Consider the following 12,804-nt stretch of genomic DNA (forward strand, 5'->3'; position numbering starts at 1 on the left):
AATCAATACGAACATATGTACCGATGTGTGGTGTAATTCTCTCGATTTTATGTGTCCAATCTATTGACAGTGGTTCAACTGAAGTTTTTGATGGTAGCGGCTATCGAACCTATCTCACCAACGTTACTCCAAATATCAACTTTTAGGAGGTGAACCCGATGCAAATTAAGCGACTTGGTGTACGAACTGTAATTGTCTATGCTACTTTGTTAACCGGGATTGTAATAGGATCTTTTGGTTCTGGCATTGCATTAGGACTTGATAAAGACCCTACACCTGTTCCAGAGTTCCCAATAAACGAGCAAGGACAAACTTATGGTTCTGCATTAAATGTCACTTCCCTAGGGGCAGAGCCGGATTTAATTAAGGCATATGGCGTGGACGGGACTCTTGGATACGTTCGCTCTGAGGATTTAAGAGGGGTGAAGCCCAAGAATCCGAGTGAAGCAGTAGCCTTGACCAAACAGCTTAATGCGAAGGGGAGTCGCCACATCCCTCTGTATGACGTTGATGGAAAGACTGTTATTGGCCAATTTAGCATCGGTGACGGAAAAGTCACTGAGGAACGGATAAAGGAATAGTGCAAAATAGACAAAATGACCGCCTTTGAGCTTTGACAAGCCAAGGCGGTCATTTTGTTTATTTTGCTTTAAGCCTTAAACAAGGGCCGACTTTTGTACCACCGGACATCGTGTCTTTCCACTGTGTCGTTTTTTTGTAAACCCAAGAAGAACAGGGTAAAGCCAGAACTCGGGAATTAATCTATTAGCGCACGCAAAAAGGCAGGGGATTCCCCTGCCTTTTCTTAGCTTCCAAGCGTAAAAAAAAGACGGGATATCCCGTCCTTCTTCCGTTATCACAAGGCTTTAATAGCCACGTTTTGCGTTCTTTTTGTTGATAGTCGCAAGGTTCTCTTCGCTGTGCTTCAACCATTTTTTCAATTTGTCCTCGAAGGAAGCAGCGCTATCGCGTTTTGTATTTCCTCCGCGGTCGCCTCCACGATATCCACCACCACGGCGCTCTTCGCGCTCCGGACGCTCAGGCGCTGGGAGTGCGGCGCGAACCGAAAGCGAGATTTTACCTGCATCATCAATGGAGAGAACTTTGACCTTTACTTGTGCCCCCACGGTAAAGTGATCGTTGATATCCTTTACAAAACCGTTTGCTACTTGGGAAATGTGGACCAGCCCCTGCTCGGTTTCGCTGACTGCTACGAACATCCCAAACGGTTTAATCGCTGTCACTTTTCCTTCGATGATGCTTCCCACTTGTACTGCCATCCAGTTTGCACTCCTTTTATTATTTCAGAAAAATGGTGAGAACCTCAAACCAGAAGCCTCATTCTCCTAGTATAGCAGAGAAATTCCAATACTGAAAAGCCTATTCTTTCTAGGTGACGCACTTCAAGCTATTGAAAAGACAGCTCGTAGGCGTCTGTAGCCATTACAAGCTCCTCGTTGGTAGGAATTACCATGACCTTTACCGGAGAGTATTCCGTACTGATAAACGCTTCGCCTTTGCTTGCCCGGTTCGCTTCGCGGTCCAAGTTGACCCCGGCGAATTCCAGCCCGGTGCAAACCATTTCACGGACGGTAGCACTATTTTCTCCAACACCTGCCGTAAAAATAATTCCGTCGACGCCATTTAGTCGTGCGAGATACAGCCCGATATGTTTATGCAGGATCGTCGTGAACAATTCCAGGGCAAGCTGGCTGCGGTAATGCCCTTCTGCCGCCTTTTCCATGACGTCGCGCAAATCGTTGGAGACGCCGGAGACGCCCATCAGTCCGCTCTTGTTGTTCAAAATCGTAATCGCGCCCGCTGTATCCGTCTTTTCGATCTCTTCAATGTAAGGAATGATGCCAGGGTCGATGTTGCCGCTGCGCGTTCCCATCGACAGTCCCGCCAACGGCGTCATGCCCATCGACGTGTCAAACGATTCTCCGTAGCGAATCGCCGTAATGCTGACGCCGCTGCCGATGTGGCAACTGATAAGTCTGAGCTGCTCCTTCGGCCGGTTCAACATCTCCTCCGCCCGGCTCATCACATAGCGGTGGGACGTGCCGTGGAAGCCGTACTTGCGGATGCCGTAATGCTCGTAATACTCGTATGGCAACGCATACAAGTAAGAGGATGGCGGCATAGTTTGGTGAAACGCGGTATCAAAAACAGCCACGTGCTTCAGTTCAGGATAGATGCTTTGCGCGATCTCGATCCCGGTCAGGTTGATCGGGTTGTGCAGCGGCGCAAAGCGGGACAGGCTGCGAATCTCCGCTTTTACCTGTTCGTCGATGACGACGGACTGTTTGAATGCTTCTCCGCCGTGAACGACCCGGTGCGAGATAATGTCAATGCGGTATTGCTTTAATGTTTCAAACACGCCACGAATCGTATCTTCGTATTCGTCGCGTTGAATTTGTTGTAAATAATCTTGGGCGAGCAATGTTTTGCCCGGCATCTCATAAAGCTTGTACTTCACCGAGGAACTGCCGCAGTTCAGTACGAGCACGTTCTTTTTGTCTGACACGAATCTCATCCACTCCCTAATCTCTCAATAAGCAACAGCCCCGGTCAGGATGGCGGTCGCTCACTTCATTTTATAATGATATGCTCTTCGTGAATACATGTAATTGAGAAGAATTATCAACAACATCGTGACAGAACCCGACAAATCCAACAGAACGTCGTTCACCATTCCTGTCCGATCCGGGGTAAACGTCTGATGCCACTCGTCCAAAACCGCCGCCAGCAAGCTGCAAAAGGCGCTCCAGGGCAATGCTACAGCAAATGCAAGACGGTGGGAAAACACGCGGTAAAAGCTGAACGCCAGCAGGGCAAACACGGTAAAATGCGTTCCTTTGCGGAGGAAAAACTCGATAAAGCCTGCGGCTCCCTTGTTCTCGACGCTGATTTCGCGTCCGGCATACGGAATGGTAATCCCTTCCATCCGTTCGTTCCAGCTTTTTTCATCTACGACTTTGGATATGGTTCCCCGCAAATCCTGTTTGTAGTATGGCTGGGAGGACGACAGGAACAAGCCCACCAAAATCGCAGCCAACAGCAAGTAATCCAACAGTTTTCGATAGCGGCGCACGCCTGGGTTCCCTCCCATACTCCGTTCTTCCCTCATCTTACCCGAGATCGCGCCAAAAGTCCTTGCCGAGCCTGTGAACAAATAAGAAACCTTTATCATCGCCTTCTCAAAGCTGAGCGACCGCGTTTCAGCGGAAGGTTGTTTCAGTCAAGAAAAAGACGCCAGCCGTTACGGCTTGGCGTCGTCTGTGCCTGTCGGGAGCGGCAAAAAGTCCTCCTGCGACAAAGCTTTTTTCGAATTGGCGGAGCTGTCCTGCTGTTCCTTGCGCAGCTCGTTTGCGAGCTGCTTTTGTCTGCGCTTTACTTCCCTCAAGTCGCGACGGCGAATCCGCTCGTTGTCCTGCCAGTCGCGAAGGCGTCGCACGAGCACGGGCAGCGACAAATCCGACTGGACGTTCTCGCGCCATTGTGCTGCGTGCTGCATGCCCGGCACGAGCACGAGGGTGACAAAAGAAGCGAACACGGTCCCGAACAACAAACTGCTGGCAAAAGAGGCAAACGACTCGCCGCCCGCCATCCACCTGCCGACAACGGGCAGGCAGGCGATAGCGACCGCAGCGGCCACGCCCGCCTGAGCTGCCCACGCGCGTTTTGCCCCGACACGCACACCTTCCCAGATGCTCGGCTGCTCGTCATGGGCTGCCGACAGTTCGTCGAGGTGAAGCAAGGCCAGCGAGATGAGCAGGGCAGCCGCTGCCGCGATGCCGTAGAAGCCCATCACGTTCATCGGGTGATCCAGCAAAAGCAGCCCGAGCGTCACTCCCCCTGACAGGACGGGCAGCAGGATCAGGGCGAACCAGCCATCCCGCGTTCTACGCCGCAAGAGCAGGCTCGCCATCAGGACAACAGCGACCATCGCGATCATCACGATGAACCGGCCGCTCCAGTCTTTTTTGTCTGACTGCTCCTCGCTCAGCTTTTTCAGTTCATCCTCGTTGAGAATCGTATAGCCTTCCGGGACGTTGATCTTTTCTTGCATCACCAGCGGCAGGTTGTACGCGAGGTTGTCAATCCACCTCGGGTCGGCGATGGCGCTGCTGACCTTGACCACGTACATGCCGTCCTGGCGCTCATACACTTGCGGCTGCCCGCCGCTGGACCAGTCGACCAGATCGGCCAGGCGAACAGGCCCTTGCTGGGTGCGGATGAGAATCTGCTTCACCTGCTCCGGGTGGTCCATCCACTTGTCCGGGAAGCGGGCGACTACGGAAACATTGCGCTCGTTTACGTGGATGCTTCCCGCCCGCTTTTCCCCCAGATAGCTTTCCAGTTGGCGCTTGATCTCCTCTTCGCTCAGATGATAGCGCGCGAGCATCTCCGCTTTCGGGCGAATGTCAATCAACGCGGTTTGCGGCTTCGGCCCGATCCGTTCATCGGTCACGATCTCCCGGCCGTCATTGTCGCGCCACCTCATTTGCTGCAAGTATTCGAGAATTTCCTTGGCAATATGGTTCGCCGTCTCCTGCGAAGGGCCCTTGACCGTAAATTCCAGACGCGTTTTCTGCTCCTCGTTGACGACCAGCGCGAACGGGTCCGTCTGCGGGATATCGCGCAGCTTTTTGTCCAGCTCTTTTTCCAGATCGAGAACGGAGCGGGTCCAATCCGCTTTGTCCGTCAGCTTCAGATGCATCGTCAACCGCTCGCGCGAAGCAACTGTGTACAGGTCAGCCACCTCTGCCAGGCCGCGCAGCCGTTCCTCGGCCGTCTGCGCCGCCTTGATCGCATCGTCTACGCTGCTTTCCTGAACCATCGGCAGCGACAACGTCTTGCCGTTTGGCTTCACGTCGCGAAACGGCTCCACCAGAACAAACGATTGCAAGAGCAAAACAAAGACGACGGACGATACGAGCGTAAGGCCAAATGGCAAGTAGCCTTGCTGCACCAGCCGCTCCCAGCGGGCAACGAGTGTGCGCGTCAACCGTCCTGGCGCGCGCGGACTGCTTTCGTCCGCTGGCGTCTCTCTTGCTGTCAGCCACGTTCCGGCCAGCACCGGAACGACCCAGCCGTACACGAGCGCAAGGCTCGCCGCGCCCAAAACGAGCACGGGCCAGGCGTCGAACAGGACGACCTTGTCTTCGGCTTTGAGCATATCCGTCATGACGACGGTGAACCAGGCGGCCGCCATGACGACAAGCGCGAGCAGCAGCGGCTTCATCACCGTCCAGGCGGTCTTCAGGCTGCCCGAGAACGAGTAGGCGCCAAGCCTGTCCAGACGGGAAAAGAAAGCAACGCCCGCAATCAGGTAAACAATCGTAAACACGAGCAGCGGACCCAGTGTGAAGAAGGTCAGTTTCAGCCCAAACAACCACATGCCGCCCAGCACGCCCCCCGCCGCCATGAACACTGCGAGCAGCGACAGAACAGCAGGGCCTGTGCGTTTCAAGGAAGCGAACAGGAAAAGCGCGCAGAGCAGCGCAGCCAATCCTGCGAGCAAAGCCAACTGCCCGGTCGCCGCCGAGATGGGCAAGGCGTGATCTTCGAACAGATCCAGCTCATGCTTGCCAGCCGCCTCTTCGTTCAGCTCGGCCACCATGTTGGCTATTTCTTTGCGGATGGAAGGGATTTGTCCCACTTCCGCCGCGTAGACCGAGATTCCTACCGCCGGGGAGCCGCGATATACACTCACCTCTTCGCCTTTGCTGCCTCGCGTGTCGCGGATATCCGCCAGCAGCGAGAGCGGCACATATCCTTTGCCAGTCGCGATCAGTTGCTTGCCGAGCCCTTGTGGCCCTTCCGTTTGGCTCGTCCACGTAAAGGCGGTGCGATCCGCCGTCTTTCCGACTGTACCGATTTCTTCCCCGATCACGTCACTCGGAAGCTGGTTCAGCACATCCCTCGGAGTCAAGCCATACACGAGCAGCATGGAAGGGCGAAAAACGACCTCGATCTGCTCGCGAACCGGCTGGCCGTCCACTTCCACACGGGCAACCCCCGGCCTCTGGATCAGCTTTTCATAGACGGTATAGCGCGCAACATTGGACAGCGTCTGGACATCGCTGCCATGAAGCAGGTAAAACCCGACCAGGCTGTCTCCCAGCTTTTCCTGGCTGATGCTGTACTCCTGGACAGGCAGCGTCTTCGCGACCTGTGACAGCTTCTGTTCCAGACGTTCCTTGTAATCGGAGCCGAGGTTTTCCGCCGTCTGCACCGTAATCGTGCCCGCGCCGGGGCGAGAGTCGGTGGAAATCATCACAGCGCTGCCCATCGCGCGCACGGCTTCCTCGACTTTTCGCGTGACCGACGCTTCTACCTGATCCGCCGTCAGTCCTGGCGCGATGAGGTTGATGTTGTACTCCGGCAATCCCCGGTCGGAAAACGTCTGCACATCCATTCTGAACAAAGCGCTGATCGCAAACAGGCAGAGAAGCACGGCGATCAGGCGGGCGAGGGCAGGAGCTATTGACAGAACCGCTTTGTTATTCATCCGCCACCTTCACCGCCTCGCCGTCCACCACGTAGGAAAGACCCGATCCGACAATCTGATCGCCCGGCTCAAGCCCTTCCAGGACTTCGTAAAACGTACCGTGCAGCGCTCCTACTTTGACAGGTGTCTTTGCCACTGTGTTCTCGTTGATTTTCATGACGTAATACTCTTCTTCCGCAACGCCGATGCTTGCGACGGGCACGAGCACCCCTTGTTTCCCGGACAGCGCGTACTGGCAAGTGACCGTCATGCCGCCCTTCCAGTTCACCGCGCTGCCGTTGACCGTCACCTCGACCGGATACGCCCCTACATTTTGATCCATGGTCGGCGAGACAAACGTCACTTTGCCCTCGGCCTCGCTGCCGTCCGCCGCTTTTACGTGCACGGTCGCCCCGGTCTGCCAGTTGCCGATCTGCTCGCTGTCCACCTGCAGCTTGACAATCCAGGTGCTCGTATCGACCAGGCGAATGACTTCACTGCCAGGTCCGGTCTGCTGGGTGGCAACTTGCGAGATTTCGGCCACGACTCCGGAAAAAGGCGCTTTCAGCACGCCGTCGGCCGCCTCTTGCTTCGCGCGGCTGAGCTGGACGTTCGCCTGGCTCACCCCGACCTCTGCCTCTTCGACGTCCAGTCGATCCGCACCCTTCATCAGTTTGTTGTAGGCGACCTCTTCTTCCTCCAGGCTGAGCCTGGCCTGCTTTTGCGCCAGAGCCAGCCTGTCCAGCTCATCCTTGGAAATCGCGCCGTTGGCAAACAGTATGGTGGCTTGCGAATATTCCCGCTCGGCCTTCAAGGCCAGCTCCTTCGCCTTTTCCACTTGCAGCTTTTGCGTCTGCACCTCGTGGCTCTCCGGCCCGGACAGCGCCTTGCTGCGCCTGATCGCCGCGCTCGCGACTTGCCCGGAAGCGGCCTGAATCCCCGCCTGCAATCCCGACTGGTCCAGCGTCGCCAACGTCTGGCCCGCTTTCACGCTCGCCCCCTTCTGGACGAGAATGCTCGCGATTTTCCCAGAGGTGCCAAACGACAGCCCCAGCTCTTGGCGAGGCGTCACCACGCCGGGCACCTCCATCGTGCGCACGTTCTGGTTATCCTCTACCGTATAAGCATTTACCGTTTTTACCTTAATCACAGTCTCTTCTTCCATCCGCTTGAGCTGTCCGGTTCTTTCGTCCAGCTTTTCGCAGCCTGTCAAAAGCAGGGCAACAATCGTGAGGCTGATCCATTTTTTCATACTTTCACTCCTGCAACCTTCCATAATCCGCCCGCTTCATCCAGCGAACGCCTCGCTGAACAGCGGCAAGTCATCTGACTTGAATCAAGAAGAATAATCATTGACAAAATATATTTTACAGAAAATAAAAACAGTTGTATCACTTTTCTGTCATTTTTTATATTTTTTTATTATCGGGCGGATTCTCGTCACTTGTTTGTAACTCGTATCTTGTATGATGGAAGGGCGGAAATATTCAAGCAATTGTCCGATTGCTTGTTAGCGCTTACAAAAAGCCTTTACTCGCGTACAACGACATTTTTTCATGGTGGGAGTGATCGTCATGGCAAAAATTTACTCTTCTTATGCGGAGATCGTGGCAGATATTCACGATGGAGCTACCCTTTTGGTCGGCGGCTTCGGACTGGTCGGCATTCCGGAAAATCTCATTATCGCCCTGCGCGACAAAGCAGTGAAAAACCTCACTGTCGTCTCCAACAACTGCGGCGTGGATGATTGGGGCCTGGGCCTGCTCCTGCGCGAAAAGCAGATCAAAAAAATGGTCTCCTCCTACGTCGGGGAAAACAAGGAATTTGAACGCCAGTTCCTGTCTGGCGAACTGGAAGTCGAGCTGACGCCGCAAGGCACGCTGGCGGAAAGAATCCGCGCTGGCGGCGCTGGCATCCCTGCCTTCTACACGCCTGCGGGCGTCGGCACTCCGATTGCGGAAGGCCGCGAGACGCGCGTCTTCAACGGCAAGGAGTATTTGCTGGAGCATGCGATCACGGGCGACTTCGCGCTCATCAAGGCGTGGAAAGCCGACAAGATGGGCAATCTCGTCTTCCGCAAGACCGCGCAAAACTTCAATCCGATGATGGCCGCCGCCGGAAAAATCACGATTGTCGAGGTAGAAGAAATCGTGGAAACAGGCGAGCTGGACCCGGATCACATCCATACGCCAAGCGTGTACGTCCAGCGGCTGATTCAGGCGCCATCGTTTGAAAAACGGATTGAGCGGCGCACGGTCCGCTCCTAACCGACGACACGATCACATACAAAGGTCATTCAAGGGAGGAAACAGATATGTCGCTTACTCGTGAGCAAATTGCCACTCGGGCTGCCAAAGAAATCGAGGATGGCTTTTACGTGAATCTCGGAATCGGGATGCCTACACTCGTCGCCAACTACATCCCGGAAGGAAAAACCGTCGTGCTGCAATCGGAAAACGGCCTGCTCGGAATCGGCCCTTATCCGACCGAGGACGAACTCGATCCCGATCTGATTAACGCCGGAAAAGAAACCGTCACGGCGATTCCCGGCGCGGCTTACTTCTCCAGCGCCGAGTCGTTTGCGATGATTCGCGGCGGGCACATCGACCTGGCCATTCTTGGAGCCATGGAAGTTTCTGCCGAGGGCGATCTGGCGAACTGGATGATTCCCGGCAAGATGGTCAAAGGGATGGGCGGAGCGATGGACCTCGTGCACGGCGCGAAAAAAATCGTCGTCATCATGGACCACGTCAACAAACATGGCGAAACGAAAATTTTGAACAAGTGCGCTCTCCCGCTCACTGGCAAAAAAGTAGTCAACCGGATCATCACGGACAGAGCCGTTCTCGATGTGACACCGGACGGCCTGCTTTTGGTCGAAGTCGCGGAAGGCTATACGCCAGAAGACATCCAGGCGTGCACAGAACCGAAGCTACTCATTTCGCCAGAGCTGAAAACGATTGGCCTGTAACCTTTTGACCAGCCCTACACCTGACAGCTTCATTCCTGCTCGCCGCTTTCACAAAATCGGCCTCATCCTACCGGGATGGGGCCTTTTTGCTTTCACTCGCAAGCTGCACCCGCGCAGTCGCTTCTCGCCCGCATTCGGTATATAATACGTACACAAAGCAAATTCCCAACATTTGAGAGGAAGAGATTACGATGTCAGGAACAGTCGGTTGTCTGCTCATCCACGGATTCGCCGGAGACATCAACGACGTTTTGCCTCTCGCCAAAGCGCTGCGCGAGGCTGGCTACCAGGTCGAGTGTCCCACTCTGGAAGGGCACGGGACGACTCGCCGCCAAATGGCCCGAAGCACCCGCAAAGACTGGCTGCGCTCTGCGGAGGAAGGCTACAAACGCCTCTCCATGCGCGCAGACACGATCGTCATTATCGGGTTTTCCATGGGCGGCCTGCTCGCCTTTCATCTGACGACCCGCTACCCTGTCGAGCTGCTGATTACGATCAATACGCCGTACAAGTACTGGGACGTAAAGGAAGCCATACACTACTTGCGCGAGGACTTCCCTACCCATTCGCGCCGCTACGTAAGAAGCATCGGCAGAATCCCTGTCAGCAGCATGCTGGAGTTTCGCCGACTTTTGTCGGAAACGAAGCCGCTCCTGGGCCAGATCAAGACCCCGTACCTTTTGCTGCAGGCAAAGCGGGACGACACGGTGCATGCCATCAGCGCACAGCTTCTCGCCAAAAGCGTAGACGAATCCGCCTCGCCGCAAATCACCTGGTACGAGCACTCCAATCACATGCTGCTGCACGGCCCGGACAAGGAAGCGGCCATCGCTCGCGTCCTCGCTGCGCTCAAGGAGCGCTTTCCAGACTCTCCCGTCTCTGTCTGACGCTCCACGCCGCAGCTATAAGCAGAAGCGCTGCGGCAAGCCCGACGTACATGACGGACAGCCCGGCATGCTCATCAAGCCAAAAGGCGAATAGCGGTCCCAAGGCTGCTCCCAGGTCTGTGATGACGGAATAAAACGTCATTACCGCTGTGCTGTTCGCATGCCTGGCTGCTTCATCTGCCGCGAGCGTGTCCATCACCGTGGTGATGATCGTCGCGGTCAACTGGATGCCGAGCAGCACCGCAAACCACGCGCCAAGCGGCACCCCCGCCTGAATGAGCGCAAACAGCAGCGCGCCTGCAAAAAGGGTGGCGGCAAACATTTTCCTTCTGCCGTACCGATCCGCCAGCCTGCCGACAACAGGCGCGGCCCACGGCTCCCAGCACCAGCGCAGCCCTTGCACCAGGCTTGCGAGCACGGCAGCTCCCAGCACGATGCCCCCGAGCGCGAGAAACGGTGTCCGCTGCTCTACCAGCCTGCTCAGCGTGGACGCAAACATCCCTTGATAAATCATGGTGACGATAAGCGCGGTCAGCATGGTCTTTTGCATGGCCGCCTGTCGCCACAACCTCAGCCTGTGCGACTCCCCGCCTTTCTCTACGGCTGCCGCCGTCCGGTTGGTAAAGCCCGGGCGAATGTAGAGAAAGACGAGCAACAGCGCAAACAGCGAGCAGCAGGCGAGCAGAAGCGAAGCCGGCAGCAAGCCGTACCAGGAGGCGAACAGCGCCCCCACGAGCATTCCCCCCAGGCTGCCGAGACGGTACAGGCCGTTGTACAGCCCCATCAACTGCCCGCGGTTATGTTCGTCTGCGACAGCCACAATCAAGGAATACGCCCCCAGCCGCAAAAACGTCCAGGCGACGCCCCACAAAGAGCGCATCAAAAGCCACAGCCAAAAACCTTGGAAGCCGTACGACAGCGTCGTCACAAAAGCAAGCACCACTGCGAGAACCAGTCCGGCGCGCCCTCCCGTCCGCTCGTACCACTTCCCGACGAGCGGCCCGAGCGGAACCCGGACGAAGCGATTGATCGACAACAGCACGCCCACTTCCCACAGCGAACCAAGCCCGGCCTCCTGCCAATAGAGCGGCAACACCACATACAACATCGAATCTCCGAGCATGCACAGCGCCGTCACCAATGCAACCGCGACGACCTGCGTTTTCCCGCTGATTTCTCTCATCTCTTTTTGCTCCTTTACTTCCCGTCGTCCTATGGATTACCATACAAGGAATCATTCATCGGATCTAATACATATTGTTGCGCAATCCATAAACAACAGTTATGAATGGAGGAGCAAAATGAACCTGCATGCCTTGCGAATTTTTGTGGAGGTAGCCTTGCGCCAAAGCGTGACCGAAGCCGCCGCTGCCCTCGCAATCAGCCAGCCGGCGGTCAGCGCGCAAATCCGCAAGCTGGAAAACGAGCTGGGCGTTGCGCTCGTCGCCCCTCGCGGCCGGGGAATTGCCTTGACCGACGAAGGCCGCTTCCTGTTGGAAAAAGCCCGCCGCATTTACGACTGGGAGCGCGAGATCGAGTGGCAGCTCGCAGAGATCAAACAGGGCAAAAAGGGCAAACTGCGCATCGCTTCCACCTACCTGCCCTCCCACTATCTGGTGCCCAAGTGGCTCGCCGCATTCAAGCGGCAGTACGAACAGGTCGATGTGGAAATCCGAACCCGCAACTCCGCCCAGTCTATCGAGCTTTTGCTCGGCGGGCAGGTCGATCTGGCCATCGTCATCAAGGAATCGTGGAAGAGCTGCCCGTCCGGCGCGTACACATGACCGATGTGCTTTACTGGTTCATCCTGCCTGCCGATCACCCGTATGCGGGCAAAGAGGTGAGCATGGAGCAGCTTGTGCAGGAGCCGTTTTTGCTGCGGGAGCAAGGCAGCTCGACGCGGGAATGGCTGTTTTCCCTCTGCCGCGAGCACGGCGTCAAGCGCCCGCGCGTCGGGCTGCAATACCACGGGCTGGTCGAGTCGATCCAATCTGTACGCGCAGGGTACGGAACGATGCTTGCCCCTGCGCTGGCCGTCAAGGAAATGGTCGATCGCAACGAAATCGGGCGCGTGACCGTCCCCGGCGTGGAGATCAAGCGCCCTGTCTACATCTGCACGCGCGAGGAGGAAGTCAGCCATCGCCCGGTGGTGGAGCGGTTTTTGGGGATGGTTTTGGGGACTGCCGCTCCAGATAAAAAAGCTGATCCATAGTAGTTAATGGACCAGCTTTTGCTCCAGAAAGCCAGTCAAAACCGACTTCCTGGACAGATTGGTAATATTCACTGAATACTCGATAAGCTAATCTTTCTTATCGGTTATTTTGTTCTTTAATGTTTCGACTGATGAGTTGATTTTTTTTAGTGTGTTTAAAATCACTAGCGTTGCATAAAAAATGCGTTCGTAATTTGTCGAAGTATTCTGAATGACATTTTCAGCTACACAACCAAAA

The 12,804-nt window shown here is 55.7% G+C and carries 12 protein-coding genes; 6 read left to right on the forward strand and 6 right to left on the reverse strand.

Annotated features, from left to right (window positions below; genetic code table 11):
* The first annotated feature begins 158 nt into the window (after window positions 1-158).
* A complete protein-coding gene (locus AC3WQH_RS24205) occupies window positions 159-581 on the forward strand; it encodes a hypothetical protein (protein ID WP_005835697.1) in 423 nt (140 codons plus the stop codon).
* A 285-nt stretch (window positions 582-866) separates the two neighbouring features.
* Here AC3WQH_RS24205 and AC3WQH_RS24210 read toward each other — a convergent pair whose 3' ends face one another.
* From AC3WQH_RS24210 to AC3WQH_RS24230, 5 genes are all read right to left on the reverse strand, one after another.
* On the reverse strand, window positions 867-1,280 hold the full coding sequence (locus AC3WQH_RS24210; RefSeq protein WP_005835695.1) for a S1 RNA-binding domain-containing protein: 414 nt from the start codon (window positions 1,278-1,280) through the stop codon (window positions 867-869).
* Window positions 1,281-1,408: 128 nt separating this feature from the next.
* Window positions 1,409-2,527, reverse strand: coding sequence for an acetate/propionate family kinase (locus tag AC3WQH_RS24215; RefSeq protein WP_005835693.1), 1,119 nt, complete (start codon window positions 2,525-2,527; stop codon window positions 1,409-1,411).
* 60 nt (window positions 2,528-2,587) lie between these two features.
* Window positions 2,588-3,112: a VanZ family protein gene (locus tag AC3WQH_RS24220; RefSeq protein ID WP_237716608.1), complete on the reverse strand. Its 525-nt coding sequence runs from the start codon at window positions 3,110-3,112 to the stop codon at window positions 2,588-2,590.
* Window positions 3,113-3,262: 150 nt separating this feature from the next.
* Window positions 3,263-6,517, reverse strand: coding sequence for an efflux RND transporter permease subunit (locus AC3WQH_RS24225; protein ID WP_007784467.1), 3,255 nt, complete (start codon window positions 6,515-6,517; stop codon window positions 3,263-3,265).
* Window positions 6,510-7,748 (reverse strand): efflux RND transporter periplasmic adaptor subunit, encoded by a 1,239-nt coding sequence (locus AC3WQH_RS24230; protein WP_007784465.1) that lies wholly within the window; start codon window positions 7,746-7,748, stop codon window positions 6,510-6,512. Before AC3WQH_RS24230 ends, AC3WQH_RS24225 begins: the two co-directional genes overlap by 8 nt.
* A 322-nt stretch (window positions 7,749-8,070) precedes the next feature.
* On the opposite strand from AC3WQH_RS24230, the gene AC3WQH_RS24235 reads away from it, so the two are divergent.
* The 3 genes from AC3WQH_RS24235 (at window position 8,071) to AC3WQH_RS24245 (ending at window position 10,354) form a co-directional block, all read left to right on the forward strand.
* Window positions 8,071-8,763, forward strand: coding sequence for a CoA transferase subunit A (locus AC3WQH_RS24235; RefSeq protein WP_005835687.1), 693 nt, complete (start codon window positions 8,071-8,073; stop codon window positions 8,761-8,763).
* A gap of 47 nt (window positions 8,764-8,810) precedes the next feature.
* On the forward strand, window positions 8,811-9,467 hold the full coding sequence (locus tag AC3WQH_RS24240) for a CoA transferase subunit B (RefSeq protein ID WP_005835685.1): 657 nt from the start codon (window positions 8,811-8,813) through the stop codon (window positions 9,465-9,467).
* A 191-nt stretch (window positions 9,468-9,658) separates the two neighbouring features.
* The gene (locus AC3WQH_RS24245) at window positions 9,659-10,354 is read left to right on the forward strand and encodes an alpha/beta hydrolase (RefSeq protein WP_005835683.1); all 696 of its coding nucleotides are present in this window, start codon (window positions 9,659-9,661) and stop codon (window positions 10,352-10,354) included.
* Here AC3WQH_RS24245 and AC3WQH_RS24250 read toward each other — a convergent pair.
* On the reverse strand, window positions 10,317-11,537 hold the full coding sequence (locus AC3WQH_RS24250) for an MFS transporter (RefSeq protein ID WP_310670660.1): 1,221 nt from the start codon (window positions 11,535-11,537) through the stop codon (window positions 10,317-10,319). The two genes, AC3WQH_RS24245 and AC3WQH_RS24250, sit on opposite strands and share 38 nt — an antisense overlap.
* 118 nt (window positions 11,538-11,655) lie before the next feature.
* On the opposite strand from AC3WQH_RS24250, the gene AC3WQH_RS24255 reads away from it, so the two are divergent.
* A complete protein-coding gene (locus AC3WQH_RS24255) occupies window positions 11,656-12,138 on the forward strand; it encodes a LysR family transcriptional regulator (protein ID WP_310670661.1) in 483 nt (160 codons plus the stop codon).
* Window positions 12,135-12,566, forward strand: a complete 432-nt coding sequence (locus tag AC3WQH_RS24260) for a substrate-binding domain-containing protein (protein WP_310670662.1) — start codon at window positions 12,135-12,137, stop codon at window positions 12,564-12,566. The genes AC3WQH_RS24255 and AC3WQH_RS24260 overlap by 4 nt, the downstream gene beginning before the upstream one ends.
* The last annotated feature ends 238 nt before the right edge of the window (window positions 12,567-12,804 follow it).

Source organism: Brevibacillus sp. FW301-21C12A (assembly GCF_058788915.1).